We start from the raw sequence: 15,380 nt of genomic DNA on the forward strand, positions 1-15,380 counted from the left end.
TTGCTGGCGAATGGTTTTTGCTGTTCGGTTTCGCCATCCTGCGCCAAGGTGTCTACCGCGACAAAGTCACCGTAATTTTGGGTAATGGTGGCAATTTCAGTTTCAGTGAGATAGTTACGTTTTGAACCCAGCGACTTACGCATTTTGGTACTGAGGTTTGAGGCATTGATCAGCTGTACCTTGCCTTTACGTTCAGCGGCTTTTTTATTGCTGAGTACCCAGATATAGGTGGCAATCCCGGTGTTGTAGAACATGTCGTTCGGTAAGGCAATAATGGCTTCCAGCAAGTCGGCTTCTAAAATATAGCGACGGATCTCACTTTCGCCACTGCCTGCACTACCAGTAAACAATGGTGAACCATTTAGGATAATCCCGATGCGGCTGCCGCTCTCGGTACTACTGGCATCACGCATCTTGCTGATCAGGTGCATCAGGAATAATAGTGAACCATCCGATACCCGTGGCAAGCCTGCACCGAAACGACCATCGAAGCCTTTGTGCTCGTGCTCGTCCTTGATGTCCTGTTCGATCTTTTTCCAGTCCACGCCAAAGGGTGGATTCGACAGCATGTAGTCAAACTGATCCACAGCAAGCTGGTCATTTGACAGCGTGTTACCGAGTTTAATTCGGCTCACGTCCTGACCTTTGATCAGCATGTCGGCTTTACAGATGGCGTAGGATTCTGGGTTAAGCTCCTGACCAAAGGCACGCATTACGGCATTCGGGTTCAGCTCATGCAGATATTCCATGCCTGAAGACAGGAAGCCACCCGTCCCCGCAGTCGGGTCATAAATGGTCCGGATAATGCCGTCTTTGGTCAGGACGTCATCATCTTCCATAAACACCAGTGCCGTGGTCAAACGTACGATGTCACGCGGGGTAAAGTGTTCCCCTGCGGTTTCATTAGAACCTTCGGCAAAACGACGGATCAGTTCTTCAAACACCAAACCCATGTCATGGTTGGATACGTTCTTTGGACTCAGATCCGTGGTAGCAAACTTTTGCACGACTTTATACAAAAGGTTGGCATCATCGAGGAGGCCCACAAATTCGATGAAGTTAAAGTATTCAAAGATCTCACGGGCATCTTTGGAGAAACTTTGCACATAAGTGCTTAAGTTGGCCTTGATATCACTCTGCCCCATTTTGCTAAGATCCATTGGGGAGGTATTAAAGAAGGCTAGACCGTTGGTGGCACGCAGCAATAACTTTTCTTGAGCTTCTTCTGGCAGATTCAGCTTGGAGACTTTTTCATGTTCTGCCAGTACCGCAGCCTTGCTTTCTTCCAGTACACATTCCAAACGACGTAACAAGGTAAATGGCAGAATGATGCGACCGTATTGCGATTGTTTGAAGTCACCACGCAGCAGGTCGGCAACCGACCAGATGAAAGAAGCGATTTGTGAAAAGTTATTGTTGGTCATAGTGTTCTGAAAAATCCTGGTTCTTATTTGACGCAGTAGCATCAACTGAAAACTTGCTTACCTTTATCTTACTGAAATTTTGGGTGGTGTTTCAAAAAGTATGCTGAAAAAAACAATATGGCTTTTGATAAAATAGAGTTATGAAAATAACGCTACAAATCAAATGTCCTACCTGTCTAAGTAACAATATAAAGAGAAATGGCATCAAAGTAGATGGAAAACAAAACCATCAGTGCAAAGATTGCAAACGTCAATTTATTGGTGATCATGCATTAAGCTATCAAGGGTGTAACTCAGGTATTACCGGCAAGATACTACATTTAATGGTCAGAGGAAGCGGTGTAAGAGATATTGCTGAAGTCGAGCGTATCAGCATTGGCAAGGTATTACGAACCTTAAGTGAATCGATCTATCAGATTCAGCCTAAACAAAGCCACTACGAATGTCTTGAAGTCGATGAACTTTGGACTTTTGTAGGGAATAAGCAAAATAAACAATGGCTTATTTATGCCTACCATCGAGAATCTGGAGAAATTGTTGCTTATGTTTGGGGTAAGCGGGATTTAGCAACGGTTCAACGTCTTAAAGCTAGACTTAAAAAGCTTGGGGTTCAATATGCTCGAATTGCGAGTGATCATTGGGATAGTTTTATCACAGCATTTCAATGTTGCAAGCAAGTGATCGGTAAGTTTTTTACCGTCGGTATTGAAGGTAACAATTGTAGAATTCGTCATCGAATCAGGCGTGGATTTAGGAGAAGTTGCAACTTTTCTAAAAAGCTCGAAAATCATTTTAAAGCCTTTGATTTGACTTTCTTTTACCTTAATAACGGATTTGTTTAACGCCAGCATACTTTTTGAAACACCACCAAGACATTGATAAAACCGTCAGCGACGATAAGCCAGATACTACCAAGCGCGCACCTAAAGCTATACCAACCATGACTGACAAGCAAAGAAACACATTTGCCAATAAGCTGTTAAATAACTTTGATTTTATCCGTGATTATAGTTCTCAAACGATTGGAAAGAGCAGGGAAGAGCTGCTGATATGGGTTGAGCAAGGGTTAACAGACGATGAAACACGTCAAGAGTGGCGCAAATATATATTGATGTCAGGATATGAATTCCCCGATCCACTGAAAAGCTAAAACAGACTGTTATAAGTAGTTTCATTATACCAGTCTGTTTTAAGTAGTCTGTTAATACGTTTTAGGAATGAAGTAGCTGGTTCCTCTAGGGTATAGGTTTGAGGACATGGTCTAATAAGGCTGATATTAACCTTTAATTTTTTTGACCGATTTCGTATTACAGCCTTTGTATAAAATTTTGCTTCCTGCATCTTGAATATTAACGCTTGATTTATGGTAGTTGTTTAGCCTTAAGGCACCGCTCATAATGCTGAAATTGTCTTCATCACCAAATACAGTATCAACTACATCGGAGCGACCTAAATTAATTGGTAAAAATCTTTTTTTACCATTTAGATAGGCTTCAGCGTACGTTGGTAAGTTTTGTTTATTAAAACCATAAGTAACACTTACTTTTTTGTTATTCTGGCACGAATAGTTTACTTGGCGAACTTTGACAGCTGAATCATAGCTTTCTGCAGGATCCATAACTTGTTCTGAATAAGCGAGTGCTGAGCCTGAGCTTAATAATGCGGCTGAGACCGCGAAAGCCGATATCGTAGTTGTTAAAGTTTTCATAATTTACTCCTTGGGTTTAAGGTAATTATCATTAGTTGCTTTAGAAAAGCATTATATTATAGGTTAGCAGCTTACCGTGTAGGTTCAATTCCTCACTAAGAAACCGAACCAGTCAGGTGCCCTCACTGGTTCGCCATAAATATATTCAAATACGCTCAGCTTCTAACTTAGTTGCTATATTATATCTTCAAAAAATTCTTCGAATTGTTGGCTATTAGTACATCGATTGAATACATTGTAATTCCAAAAGCCTAAACGAAATATGCTTGTAAGTCGCTACCATCCTTTTTTTTCGCTACTTAACTCTCAATTGATTCTAAGTTCCTTTACTAAGTCCGCCATTAGATCTTTATCACCTTGTCTAGTCAAAAAAACCAGCATACTTTTTGAAACACCACCAAATTTTGTTGAACTTTTGGAAAAAAATAGTGATTAATCACTGAATTGATTTCACTCAGCGACAGAAAATGTCGTTTAAAGCATCTTTTGATTGTAGTAGTGAATGGCTTGATTCATTTTATTCTTTAGATTTTTAACATTTCCATAGTTTACTGAAAACCAAAAAATAAGGGAGCCGAAGCTCCCCACCTTTATTCACGATTTTCCAGCTTATCTTCAATCCATTGATTTATTTCCCAAGCTGACCAGCCAATACGAGATTCACTTAGTCGCACAGGCTTTGGAAAAGTAGAATCGTAGTATTTTGATTTCTCATTGATCATTTCATAGATTTTAGCTCGACTGATACTTGTAAATTGAACTACCTCTTTAATATTAATGATTTGATTCATCGGGAAAGTTTGACCAACAAATGCATTCATGATGTTTACTCCTATCTCATGATTTCGAGCAACTCGCTCATGAGATACGGCAATCTCGTAAGGTTTTACCTTGTACGATTTAATTCAAAGCCGTCACTGATCCTTTCAATCCCTGTTGAATATCAAATGCAGTCTGAGTCTCTTCGATCTGCTGGCCTCCGACAGGCTGATAAAACTCCTCAATTACCTCCAAGCCTTCCTCCATGTCTACGTCCATCCTTCCATTCCCCAAACCCTTCCTTGCGGTAAAGTCTAAAGCCTCCTGATAAAACCCCGCCTGCTTGCTCTGTTCATCAATTTGCTTTGCCTGAATAATGGCTTCATTCAGGCTAATACCTTCCCTTAACGTTAGATCCACGTAATACACCGGCTGACGATAACTTTGTGTCGTACTCTTGCCTCGCAATATCAACTGCAAGGGTAGACATGACAACAAGCCATTTGATGCTGCATGGTAATAACTCAGTCGCGCAGCCAAAGTCCGAATACTATTAAAGCCTGTAGTTCTAAAGATGAAGGTGCCAAACTCATCCGATTCATCTAAGTTCACATGCAAACGCCCGTAGGGCTTACAGTTCCCTCCTTGAGCCAATGGACATAAATCAGGGGATGGACAGGGAAGTTGCTCCACGCCTTGATTGGTTAAACGTTGGCAGGTTTCTCCATTACCGACACAGACAGGTCTTCCAGTCTGTCGGTCAAACAGGCTGTATTCTGCACGCAGGTTTAAATCAGGATCATTAAAGATCATTCTGACAGGGATTGAACGTAGCTTTTGATTCGGAGCATTCGCTCGCAGCTGATCATCCAGTGGATGTTTAACCCAGCCTTCTTTGCTTTGAATCTGGGAAGTAATGGTGAACTGGTCATCCTTTTCCGGTAGGCGTTTGCCATTCTTCTCGATCATCCGACCGATACTGATCCGTCCGAGTATTGGAGGAGTAATTGCTAAACCTTTAATCATGTTGATATTCCTTAATGTATTACCTTACAAATTTGGGTCTATGTATGTAGGTCGGAACAAGGACCAAATAAGTTACCCAAAGAATGTAGAGCCAGATAAAGTGCTACAGAAATCGCGACCGATTTGCTCTCTACCGAAGGGTAGAGAGCGGGGAGCGATTTTTGTGAATTTTTGATTTGGTGCTGTAGATAGGACTTAGTCGGTATAGATGTTAAATCGACGACTGCCCTGCTTTTCAAGTGGATAAAGCTCGATGAGTTCAGGCTGGTGCTGAAGCAATGCTTTGGTATTGAGGCTGATGGAATCCTTAGCTTTCTTCCAGACTACTGAGCCATGAGCAAAGACCGCCCTTTCCTTGTCTTGCATCATCATTTGAATTTCATGTTTAAGCTGGTCAAAGCGTTCCTGCTGATGCTGGATCTCTTCTTTTATTTTGATGAGCTGGTCGAACATCAAATTGGCATTTTCGTTTTGCGAAAGATCCTCTACGGTTAAAGGTACATGCGCTGGATAGAGTTGTTGAATCGCATTAGCTGCGGATTCACTGGCATCGACTGATGGCGGCATATCCTTTTCTACACACTCCCAGAAATATCGTTCTGCTTTAACAATATGCTCAATCACTGATTCAGACCGTGTCACTTTGAAGATCTTGGTTTCATGCCCACAGATCAAGACACAAACATGCGCTGCCTGTTTACCAGTCACCGCCAGTTGATGTTGTACCTGACAAAGCACATATAAAGGCACACCATCACGCCACAATTTTGCTCCATGCTCACCTGCTGTTTTGCATTCCAAAATTTGGACTTCATCGCTGCCGACTACGCTGTAATCCAGATTGGCTAGCATAAAGTGTTTATCGGGATCAGGATGCTGAAGCACCGCATTGATCCGTCGTACCTTGTTATGGGTGCGCATGCTATAGAACTCTGCCACCAAAGGTTCCAGCTGCTTACCCCAATATAGCGGTGCTACACCTGAGCTTTCATCTTCTATGGATTGAGCCTGTCGTCCAGTTTTGATTAGCCAGAGTTCCAGCATCGACATATAGGGATTGAGACCACAGGCAGTCGCGGCATCACTGCTACCGATACCTTGTTTACGAACTTCGAGCCAATCTTGATACGCCATCCCTTTGGTGTTGACCAGCCGCTTGGCTGCTGTTGAGCGTTTAGTAGTGATGGTTGGATTAACTACGATCTTTGAGCCTACATTCGTAGGCTGATGGGAAATAGGTACAATTTGATTCATGGAATTATCCTTATAAATTCTGATCTCTGTAAAAGAAATGCATAAAAAAGCCATACCCGACACGAGGTCGGGTATGGCGATTCGTTTGCTGTTTTAATTGAGAGGCGTTACATGAGTGCTCTGACTAGCACTTGTTTAGGGTGACTTGATTTCGACATAAGTGAGTTAGTTAATTTCAGGCGATCAAAGCAAGCGCTTGCTCCAATCCCCGTTGTTTCACACCCGCACCTGCACCAAACCAAGCTGAATCAAGACGATGATCGGTACTCATGGCACGTCGTTCATGATCCACAAATTCTGTGATCGAACACAGTAAGCCATAAGCAGTGTCTTTGGCGGATGACAGGTCAGCACCACGTCCTTGCCCATTGAACATGTCCAAAGCTTTATTCATGGCACGACCATTTGGTTCAGGCTTTTTCTCTTGAGCTTGCTGCGCGACATTACGATAGAACTGAATGATGTTTTCTTCAGGATCGGAAATTGACATGGTGCTATTATTAAACACGGCATCAAAGTAAGCCTTAGCTTCCTGCTGACTCACCTTACGCTGTGTGAGCTGTTTCATCTCATACATGTGCTCATCCCATGCACGCACTGAAATACCTAATTGCTGCTTCACTTTCTCTGCGTCAAACTTGGTACTATGTGGAACCTTCACTACACCTGCACTACTGCTCTGCCCACGTAACGCAATAGCTAAAGTGTTGTTACAGACTACCCGGATACTTGTGAACTGTGCTGTCGTTGCCAAGGTGCCATCACACGCAGTAGCCAGCAGGATATAACCATTACTGACATCCTTAGACTTTAACGCGGTACTTTGCCCGGTACGTGCCAAAGCCCAGAACTTCTTACCACCTTTCAAAACCCCTGCGGTTTCTAACTCAAAGCCAGATTGCTCAGTCAGATCCCGGTAGAACTCCAGAATCTCTTTAGGCTGAACTTCCTGATAACGCTGACTGACCACAGATAAAGGTGCATGGGTATCTGAACGATACAAGACACGCTGCTCTTCAAATGGCATGATAATGCTCTGACCACGTTCATTCTGTGCCATATAGCTGACGTTCGAGGATTCAATCCGCCAGTCCATCCCGGCTTGCTGTGCCCAGACTTCCAGTGGTTGATTCGGACTTAGCTGATTACCGAGACCATGCCAAGGGGTTTCGCCAACATAGGCGATTTGTTCGATTTGATGTGCCATCGTTCTTATCTCCTATGATGATTCAACGAAAATTCTGCTGACAGTGATTGCAGTGATAGTAGGCCAGGGTGATTGGCTTTTTCGGCTCATCAAACACGCTGCTAAATAGACCACCAATGACCGCACCTGCAAGCCCGCCAAGCAGTGGTGATATTGGCAAAGGTAAACCCTTTGAAATGGTTGCACCGATAGTTGCGAACGATGCAGATGCTGCTAGACCTGTAGAATCAGATCCACTCACCTGCTGATTAACCACTTGAATAACCTGATCCGAAAAACAATAAGGACAAATTAAACTCATAATATACATCTCCAGAAATGACAAAGGCTTACCGATTGACAAGCCTTGCAAAGTTAAAAAAACTCGTTTTCATCTAGATAATGTATATCTGAGATTATTTTCATTTAGCGTCTATCATACTGCGCTCTTAACTGACCCTTACCAAATACTCTTCGTCCTTTGGGCTTTACACGTAAGTATTGAAGAGTACGTTTGTGATGATCAGCAATGTATTCCATTGCCTCAATGAAATTTGTCACTTGGGTTGAATCACGACGATAAATCACACCGATCCCCAGCTTATTCTCTCTTCGAAGTTTCGCTACACGTTCACGATTCCAACAATTATAGCCTTGACCATAACCTCTAGTAATATCCTTCCATAACTCAATAATTTCATTCCCCCAATATTCCGCGCTTCCAGCACGGTAGGCATTATCATAGATGATTGCTAAGTGGCAGTGAAAACCTTTACTTTTACCACCTTGTTCTATTCCCCATGCAAATCCAATCACATGTTTAAATATGCCATCTTTATTTTGGATACGATTAAGCAGTATATCTAAGTCCTTATAAATATCGCCAACTCTGATTCGACTAGAATGTTCTTGCAAATAACCCAAGTCTACACGAGCAACTAATATTCGACTGCATTTATTAAGTATTGACCTGCAATATTTCTGCAATTCAATTTTATTTTCATCTTTCTGTTTTTCAATAGTTTCATAATCTTTCTTGAAAAGCTCAAATAAATCTAAAAACCATTTTCTTATCTCTCTGTACCCAATTATCTTTAACTCATCCATAAGTTCCAAATAACCAGAGTCTATTCTCTGTAAGTCATATCTCAGAATTACAAAGAATTTAAGATAACCTGTGTATTCATCATCGGGATCATAAATATCATTAAAGCCTAATAACAGATTAGTAAGCTGCGAATAGAATCCATACCATTTTGTACGTTCTCTTTTTAAACGCTTTAAAAATTTCTCAATCTCAAGTGTAAGTTTTTCCTGATTAATTAAAACTCTCATGTTTAAACCTATGTGTGTGATAGTTACATAAGAGATAGGGAATTCAGTATATATATACGTTTACTTCACAATAAAGTGTTACCTAATAAACGATTAGATTAATAACCAAAGCTTTAGGGAGTCCAAATTCCTCCTGTAGTACAGTACCTATTCTCCACATGAAAAACTTTTCCTCCCTGCTCTACGCTTAAATTCATGTAGGATCGAGTCTCAAAAAAGCTAGAGTTAAGCTAAAACCTAATTAATAGCTAATAAAAATGTCCATAAGCTAATATTTTTAAGTATTCAAGGTGAGTTCAGTATTGAAAAATACTAGACAAAATATTAGTATAAATACTACAAGAAATACTACAGGTAATTAATAAAAATGGGCTTAACTTCGGTAAATCCTGATATCCGTAAAGGGCTTTTGATTGACAGACTTTTAAGAGGTTTTAAAGAGCATGAGTATGTATGGATAGCTTGGAAAGCGGCTAGCACTAATAATTACACCCCTCGTGATTTTTTCAATTTTTATAATGAAAAATATTCTTATAAATATTTATTTGATTATATAAAAACAACTTTATCTAAACTTGAAGAAGAAGAAATAAATATCTTTATTAAGAATTGTCATAAAGAACAGAAAGAATATATTTTAAATATAGATATTAATCTACACCTAAAGGATGACAGATTATGTTGGTTCTTAATTAATAGATTCACCCAAGACTACGATATACCTATTTTTATTAGAGAAAGTACATTTAAAAAATTAAAAAACTCAGAAACATCAAGTCAAATTAATAATAATATAATACACAAATCCGCCCACAACCCTAAAATACTTAGACAAAACGACAATCATAAAGTTCATAAAAACATTAATAATCCTAGAATTTTTATTTTAGCTTTGATTTATTTAAACCCCGAAATAACGCACAATATCATTCAAAAAAATTTAGACTTGGAAGAATATATTGCTGATTTTGATAAAATAATAAAAGAAAAAATAAATCTAAATAAATACATTAAGAATAAAGATTCTATAGAGTGGAGCAAAAGCTATATTGATAAAAATTTTGAATACAATGTTTTCCCTCAATTTCTTTTTGAAAAAGAAAAGTTACATGAGAATTATATCTATGCTTATTTTGACGATCTTTATATTCATAATAGAGAAAAGTATATTAATGATTTAAATAAACTTAAAAAAGCATGGCAGCAAAATGTTTTTAGATTAAAAAATAAGGATAATCTCAAAAAGAAATTTCACTTACCCTTAAGAAAAAATACAAAAGTTCGATTGAAAGAATTAGCAGAGCTTTACAATATTTCTGAATCAGAACTTCTAGAAAAATTGATTAATAAGGAATATGAAGAATATAAAGACTATAAGTAACTAGAAAGGAAAGGCTCAATACTGAGCCATCCATCCTTCTACCTGCTCCCCATACCACTGCATCAATCTCACCCGCTCATCCCAATATTGCGCTCGGTTATATGCCGAACGAATTCTATTTTGAGGCACATGAGCAAGCTGGCGTTCAATGGCATCTGGATTAAACAGATTCGATTCGTTTACGACTGTACTAAATAGCGATCTAAAACCATGTGTGGTCATTCGACTTGCATACCCTGAACGTTCAATTACTACCAAAATCGATTCACTGTGAGTAAAATAATTCAGATATAGCAACTGATTGTTATTTGTTCATTTAATAATAAGCATCAGATGACATAAAAGCACCCTTATGTAGTTGGGGGTACAAATGTGGGTATAATCAAAAATATATATTTTTATTTAATTATATTTCATTTACTTACAAAACAAATATGACTCCCTCTCTCGCCAGAATATTTAAAAAGACTCAAATTGTAAAATTTGGGTCTTTTTTTATGCTTCGACTTTTCTGCTTTTTCAAAATTATTCAGTTCCAGACAGTGAAATTATCTGATTGTTTCTGGATTAGATTTTAAAATAACAACAGTACTTTTATTTTTTTGAATTTAAAAACTTGAGCCTGAATACATCCGCTAAGTTTTAAATTCATCGGCTTTTGAATTTAAATTTACAATTGAAAAAGCAGAGCCTCTATCGCATCTGCTTCCCTAAAATTTAAATGGATGGTCAAGTTTTTAACACAGATAAAATAGGAAACCTGAGATAGACTTTTTCTATCAAATTCAAAACTATATTGATAAATTCATTGACTTGTAGCGCTTATTTTTCCAGCACCATCTCAGGCTTTGCTGAAAATAGCATCAATTTTTCTGACTCCCCGTTCATCTCTTGGGTTGTTAAGCATGATCTTCGGGTTATGCCATCCTGCCGCATATATGTGAAAGTTACAGCCTGCCACAGTTCCAACCTGTTTTTAAACCACAGATGTCAACAAAAAGTCATCATCTCATGCTACAACAATAAAAAGTGGCATAGAATTCGCAAGCTTTACAGCAGCAAGCATTGTGCTATGTTAAACACAGACCTAAACAGAACAAGGAGAACAATAGGCAAAATAAACAACTGTTTAAAACTATTAACTTAAAAAATATTCTTCATTTAATCGTGCCAAAAAAGATGTTTAAAGCCAATCAGTCAAAAAACTGCTATTCGGGAGCGAGCATGAATAACAGCGCAAATTATGTCAAACAAATTAAAAATGCCAAACGTGGTGGTTATACCCCCACCATCGCCAAAGACCTCAATCGACATAAAATTCAAAAAGCCCTTAAACTTATTGAGCAGTGGAGATCTCTCGCCAACGAACTCAAACCACAAATGCAACTCGATATGGCTTTTACCCTTGAAGAATGTGCACAAGATTTAGACCGTATTTTAAGGAGCAAGTAGCACGCCTCTGCAGCACTTAACCCCCCCTTTATTTTAAATTCAAAACAATAGCTCGCCCTGAACGTGAGCTATTGTTGTCTTGAGCAGAAACTTGCCTCTTCCACGATGTTTAAGCGCGAAAACAAGAGCTGGATAAAAATAAAATAGCGCCTGTCGCCTACTTTTAATTGCTTATTTTTTCGCTTGCGCCCGAATTAAAAATCTGTAAAATGCAACTCCACAATGCCGGCATAGCTCAGTTGGTAGAGCAACTGACTTGTAATCAGTAGGTCCACAGTTCGAATCCGTGTGCCGGCACCATTTTCTTAGGCTCGCTATTTTAGTGGGCCTTTGTTGTTTTTATGGCGCTATTTTTTCTGCTTTATTGCGTGTGTGCGGTCACTTGCACATATCTCACCAAGCCATCTTTATATAAACGTCGGCACAGCTTTGCGGTCATGGCAATCTTGATCCGGTCCAGACCTGGACTGTGCTGCGGCCAGTGCAGCTGCTGGATATATTCGGCAAATCTGTTTAACACTGGTGCAGATAAATCTTCAATCTGAATCTGGGTAAAACCGCGTTCCTGCAAACACTGCTCCAGTTGTACTGCGGTTTTCAGTTCCGGCAACGACACATCCGCCGCCTTTAATAAAGCGCGATAAGAATGCTGTTGTAATGTATTTGATTTTAAAAACTGCGGTGACAATATCAGGGTGTGAAAACCCAGACGGCCTTTTGAATTTAAAACCGGTTGCACGGCATCCAGAAATGAATTCAAAGCATGATGATAGGCCGCATCAATACACAGCACCACATCAAATGGCGCCAGAGGTATGAGATTTTTTAAATTTAAAAAAGACTGCGCATAGATGGGCAGCTCTGGCCAGCGCGCTTGAATCTGCTCGACACAGGTCGTTTGCAGTTCAACGGCGGTAATATTTGAGAGTTGATAATGCTGTTGCCAGTGCAACAGGCTGGCGCCCTGTCCACAGCCTAAATCGAGCAGCCGATCTGTGGATTGCAACTGAACGGCTTCGGCCAAATGATCGGCCAGCTGCTGGCACGCCGCCGGATAGTCCTGTGCAGATGAGTGCCAGTAGCCCAGATTGCTCCAGGGCAACTCGGCAGGATCTCCCAAAAGCGCTGCATTGATTGCATATTTATGGGAAGGAGCCTGTCGAAAAATTGCCTGAAGCCAGCGCATAGATTAATAGCCGAGTTGGGGAGCAACCTCTACTTTAGGTTTTAAGCCCACAAACGGCAACGGTGCACCAAAAATTTCTGCAATATGCATGGCTGAAGTCACGGCTGATTCTAAAATTGGCAAGCCGTCACATGACCATGAACCACAGAAGAACACCTTGCGATCAGCGACTTTATGACGCTGTTGCAATTCTTTGTTCAGTGCCACGGTTTTTGAATCCACCACCGCACGGGTCAGGGTGACAGAAGAAATGACTTTCTTCGGATCAATAGGCGTGACCGGACGCCAGGTCTGGAACACCGGCGTTTTACCGACCAGCGATGGCTCAATCGAGTTTAGCCAGACAGTAAATTGCTGACGGGTAAACTTGCGGTCCATCATATAGCTCAGTACCGACCAGTCTTTGCGTTTTGGCGGCATCACTGTGCTATCGGTATGAATCACCAGTTCGCCCTGTTCAAACTTGAACTGCTTTAACAAGGCAATATCTTCGGCAAACTGTTCACGATCGAGGAAGTTCTCGATATTGGTAGTTGGGGTGGCCACCACCACACGGTCAAATACCGCAGTTTCGCCTTCGGCATTTTTGACATAGACCTGATCATCTTGCTGGCTAATATGGGTGATGGGTGAACCACTCTTGATATGAATACCTTCAATCAGCTTATTCACCAGCGCCGGAGTGCCACCCTGAATACGCAACAGCGCATCACCATCGGTCAATTGACGCAAGAAGGTCAACAGCGGCTTCGCTGGCCATTCGCCAATGGTTTTCGGGTTACAGGTACAGATGGTGTACAACACCGGCATTACCGCGCCATGCCAGAACACTTCTTCAATTTCATTCTGGTTGATGAACTCAGCCAGGGTAATGTCCTGATTCTTCGACCGGAAGAATTTGGCAATTGCCGTTTTTAACTGCAACATGCCTTTAACCAGACGCCAGCCGTATTGCTGCAAGCCTTTACGGTTATTGATAATCGGGAAATTCCCGATACGCGTACGCGAGGTGGTTAACCAGGTTTCGGTCCGGTCTTCAAATAACCAGCTACAGGCCATATAGGTCCGTACCGGGAAGGTCGGAATACCCAGATAGGTGGCTAAACTGAGTGTGTTTTTCCACAAATGCGGATTCATGACCCGCAGCGGTGCGTCAATTAAACCGCCTTCAAACTCAGTACTGTGGCTGTCCATTCCACGTCCAGGCAGAGCTTCAAAAATTGTAATGTTATGCCCTGCATCTTTAAGAATTCTTGCGGTAGCTAGCCCAGCCATGCCACTACCGATGACTGCAATATCCAAAACGTCTTATCCGTTAATGAAAACATTGACCGAAATTATGAACCATACCTTGCCAAAATGAGCTATTAAAAACTACCAGATTCACCCTTTTTACAAAGTGTAATAAAGTTCTAAAATGCCACTTCTGTTACATTTTTTAACGTATTTTCAAGCCCCGTATAAATATAAGAAATACCTGAAATTTTATTTATTAATTTTTAAAAATCATTTAAAAACAATAGGTATAAATTAACCAGTTTTAGAATAGTTGTTTTACAAAGTGCGTGCTTTCCGCTAGTATACGCTCCACACAAGAATGACAACCACATCACATAAAATCATTACAGATAATGATACAAATGAGATAAAACAAGAAACTTAACAGCGCAATAACAAGAAAGCCTCTGATTTTTATCAGAGGCTTTTTTCTTTTCGCAGCAGGATCGCTGAATGCTTAGCTTTGCAGCGGAATTTGGCCAAACTTACCAGAATGAAAGTCCTCAAAGGCCTGAATAATTTCCTGTTTGCTGTTCATCACAAAAGGACCATGGCCTTGAATTGGCTCATTTAATGGCTCACCGGTCAGAATTAAAAACTGTGTTTCCTGCTGCGCCTGCAACTGAATGGTCGGCTCGGCATCGCGGGCAAACATCACGATAGAACTGTCCTGCACCTGTTGAGTGCCATTCACCAGCAGCTCGCCTTTTAGCACCACCAGCAGGACATTGTGAGTCACCGGAACATGCACAAAGGTTTGCGCATCTTTGTGCAAGCTGCCATCCCAGACATTGACCGGACTAAAGGTCTGTGCCGGCCCGGTGTGACCTAAATAATTCCCGGCAATCACCCGGAGGTGCCCGGCGGCATCGTCCAGTTCAATTCGGGGAATATCGGCAGCGGCAATGGCCTGATAACGCGGTGCGGTCATTTTGTCTTTGGCTGGCAAATTGACCCAGAGCTGGACCATTTCAAACAGTCCACCGGCTTCGGCAAAATCGGCAGAATGAAATTCTTCATGCACCACGCCGGCACCGGCTGTCATCCACTGCACATCACCCGTCTGAATGGTGCCCCCGCCACCGGCCGAATCTTGATGGGTGACGGCGCCCTGATAGGCCAGAGTCACGGTTTCAAAGCCACGATGCGGATGTGAACCCACACCACGCTGCGCTGTCGTTGCCTCAAACGGATAAGGCGCAGCATAGTCGAGCATTAAAAACGGGCTGATGGCCTGACCTAAACGGTCATAAGCAAACAGGTTCTGTACCGGAAAACCATCACCGACCCAGTGCATGTTTTTGTTTCGATATAAACCAATTATTTTTTTCATACTGTCCTGCGCCTGCAAGGAGAATTGATCGTTTCATGTTAAACCTTTGCGGTGCGGC

The 15,380-nt window shown here is 41.2% G+C and carries 15 protein-coding genes, 1 tRNA gene and 1 pseudogene; 5 read left to right on the forward strand and 12 right to left on the reverse strand.

The window, feature by feature from the left end; translation table 11 throughout:
* On the reverse strand, positions 1-1,424 hold a 1,424-nt coding region (locus tag F905_RS10780), incomplete at its 3' end, for a type I restriction-modification system subunit M (RefSeq protein WP_005180628.1).
* Positions 1,425-1,564: 140 nt separating this feature from the next.
* Here F905_RS10780 and F905_RS10785 point away from each other — a divergent pair.
* Positions 1,565-2,266: an IS1 family transposase gene (locus tag F905_RS10785; RefSeq protein WP_004730370.1), complete on the forward strand. Its 702-nt coding sequence runs from the start codon at positions 1,565-1,567 to the stop codon at positions 2,264-2,266.
* 14 nt (positions 2,267-2,280) lie between these two features.
* The gene (locus tag F905_RS10790; RefSeq protein ID WP_034598013.1) at positions 2,281-2,574 is read left to right on the forward strand and encodes a hypothetical protein; all 294 of its coding nucleotides are present in this window, start codon (positions 2,281-2,283) and stop codon (positions 2,572-2,574) included.
* 126 nt (positions 2,575-2,700) lie between these two features.
* Here the strand turns inward: F905_RS10790 and F905_RS10795 are convergent, their stop codons facing one another.
* The 7 genes from F905_RS10795 to F905_RS10825 all read right to left on the reverse strand — a co-directional run bounded on the left by F905_RS10795 (position 2,701) and on the right by F905_RS10825 (position 8,692).
* Entirely contained in the window at positions 2,701-3,132 is a 432-nt protein-coding gene (locus tag F905_RS10795) for an ACP-like domain-containing protein (protein ID WP_005180630.1), read from the reverse strand.
* 590 nt (positions 3,133-3,722) lie between these two features.
* Positions 3,723-3,953, reverse strand: a complete 231-nt coding sequence (locus F905_RS10800; protein WP_005180632.1) for a helix-turn-helix transcriptional regulator — start codon at positions 3,951-3,953, stop codon at positions 3,723-3,725.
* A 79-nt stretch (positions 3,954-4,032) separates the two neighbouring features.
* Complete coding sequence (locus tag F905_RS10805; RefSeq protein WP_004964828.1) at positions 4,033-4,917, reverse strand: recombination directionality factor; 885 nt, start codon at positions 4,915-4,917, stop codon at positions 4,033-4,035.
* A gap of 195 nt (positions 4,918-5,112) precedes the next feature.
* Positions 5,113-6,171 carry a YqaJ viral recombinase family nuclease gene (locus F905_RS10810; RefSeq protein WP_005180636.1) on the reverse strand — a complete coding sequence of 353 codons (1,059 nt, stop codon included), beginning with the start codon at positions 6,169-6,171 and terminating at the stop codon, positions 5,113-5,115.
* A gap of 175 nt (positions 6,172-6,346) precedes the next feature.
* A complete protein-coding gene (locus F905_RS10815) occupies positions 6,347-7,378 on the reverse strand; it encodes a DUF932 domain-containing protein (RefSeq protein ID WP_005180637.1) in 1,032 nt (343 codons plus the stop codon).
* A 22-nt stretch (positions 7,379-7,400) separates the two neighbouring features.
* Positions 7,401-7,679 carry a hypothetical protein gene (locus tag F905_RS10820; RefSeq protein ID WP_005180639.1) on the reverse strand — a complete coding sequence of 93 codons (279 nt, stop codon included), beginning with the start codon at positions 7,677-7,679 and terminating at the stop codon, positions 7,401-7,403.
* A gap of 104 nt (positions 7,680-7,783) precedes the next feature.
* Entirely contained in the window at positions 7,784-8,692 is a 909-nt protein-coding gene (locus tag F905_RS10825) for a YagK/YfjJ domain-containing protein (protein WP_005180641.1), read from the reverse strand.
* Positions 8,693-9,059: 367 nt separating this feature from the next.
* On the opposite strand from F905_RS10825, the gene F905_RS10830 reads away from it, so the two are divergent.
* On the forward strand, positions 9,060-10,073 hold the full coding sequence (locus F905_RS10830; RefSeq protein WP_005180648.1) for a hypothetical protein: 1,014 nt from the start codon (positions 9,060-9,062) through the stop codon (positions 10,071-10,073).
* A gap of 15 nt (positions 10,074-10,088) precedes the next feature.
* Here the strand turns inward: F905_RS10830 and F905_RS15680 are convergent.
* Positions 10,089-10,343: pseudogene (locus F905_RS15680) on the reverse strand (tyrosine-type recombinase/integrase); the annotation flags it as partial.
* Positions 10,344-11,297: 954 nt separating this feature from the next.
* On the opposite strand from F905_RS15680, the gene F905_RS10840 reads away from it, so the two are divergent.
* Positions 11,298-11,525, forward strand: coding sequence for a hypothetical protein (locus F905_RS10840; protein WP_005180651.1), 228 nt, complete (start codon positions 11,298-11,300; stop codon positions 11,523-11,525).
* A gap of 224 nt (positions 11,526-11,749) precedes the next feature.
* Positions 11,750-11,825, forward strand: a tRNA-Thr gene (locus tag F905_RS10845).
* Positions 11,826-11,886: 61 nt separating this feature from the next.
* Here the strand turns inward: F905_RS10845 and F905_RS10850 are convergent.
* The 3 genes from F905_RS10850 to F905_RS10860 all read right to left on the reverse strand — a co-directional run bounded on the left by F905_RS10850 (position 11,887) and on the right by F905_RS10860 (position 15,322).
* Positions 11,887-12,711 (reverse strand): SAM-dependent methyltransferase, encoded by an 825-nt coding sequence (locus F905_RS10850; RefSeq protein WP_005180656.1) that lies wholly within the window; start codon positions 12,709-12,711, stop codon positions 11,887-11,889.
* 3 nt (positions 12,712-12,714) lie between these two features.
* Positions 12,715-14,013 (reverse strand): FAD-dependent oxidoreductase, encoded by a 1,299-nt coding sequence (locus tag F905_RS10855; RefSeq protein WP_034598019.1) that lies wholly within the window; start codon positions 14,011-14,013, stop codon positions 12,715-12,717.
* A gap of 433 nt (positions 14,014-14,446) precedes the next feature.
* Positions 14,447-15,322, reverse strand: a complete 876-nt coding sequence (locus F905_RS10860) for a pirin family protein (protein ID WP_005180659.1) — start codon at positions 15,320-15,322, stop codon at positions 14,447-14,449.
* Between the last annotated feature and the right edge of the window lie 58 nt (positions 15,323-15,380).

The sequence above is a fragment of the Acinetobacter sp. CIP 53.82 genome, from assembly GCF_000369465.1.
Classification (GTDB): Bacteria; Pseudomonadota; Gammaproteobacteria; order Pseudomonadales; family Moraxellaceae; genus Acinetobacter; species Acinetobacter indicus.

Coding starts and splice junctions, on each gene's coding strand:
- F905_RS10840 (WP_005180651.1), top strand. CDS start 11,298: ATGAATAACAGCGCAAATTATGTCAAACAAATTAAAAATGCCAAACGT.
- F905_RS10800 (WP_005180632.1), bottom strand. CDS start 3,953: ATGAATGCATTTGTTGGTCAAACTTTCCCGATGAATCAAATCATTAAT.
- F905_RS10850 (WP_005180656.1), bottom strand. CDS start 12,711: ATGCGCTGGCTTCAGGCAATTTTTCGACAGGCTCCTTCCCATAAATAT.
- F905_RS10820 (WP_005180639.1), bottom strand. CDS start 7,679: ATGAGTTTAATTTGTCCTTATTGTTTTTCGGATCAGGTTATTCAAGTG.
- F905_RS10810 (WP_005180636.1), bottom strand. CDS start 6,171: ATGAATCAAATTGTACCTATTTCCCATCAGCCTACGAATGTAGGCTCA.
- F905_RS10805 (WP_004964828.1), bottom strand. CDS start 4,917: ATGATTAAAGGTTTAGCAATTACTCCTCCAATACTCGGACGGATCAGT.
- F905_RS10785 (WP_004730370.1), top strand. CDS start 1,565: ATGAAAATAACGCTACAAATCAAATGTCCTACCTGTCTAAGTAACAAT.
- F905_RS10825 (WP_005180641.1), bottom strand. CDS start 8,692: ATGAGAGTTTTAATTAATCAGGAAAAACTTACACTTGAGATTGAGAAA.
- F905_RS10795 (WP_005180630.1), bottom strand. CDS start 3,132: ATGAAAACTTTAACAACTACGATATCGGCTTTCGCGGTCTCAGCCGCA.
- F905_RS10815 (WP_005180637.1), bottom strand. CDS start 7,378: ATGGCACATCAAATCGAACAAATCGCCTATGTTGGCGAAACCCCTTGG.
- F905_RS10830 (WP_005180648.1), top strand. CDS start 9,060: ATGGGCTTAACTTCGGTAAATCCTGATATCCGTAAAGGGCTTTTGATT.
- F905_RS10860 (WP_005180659.1), bottom strand. CDS start 15,322: ATGAAAAAAATAATTGGTTTATATCGAAACAAAAACATGCACTGGGTC.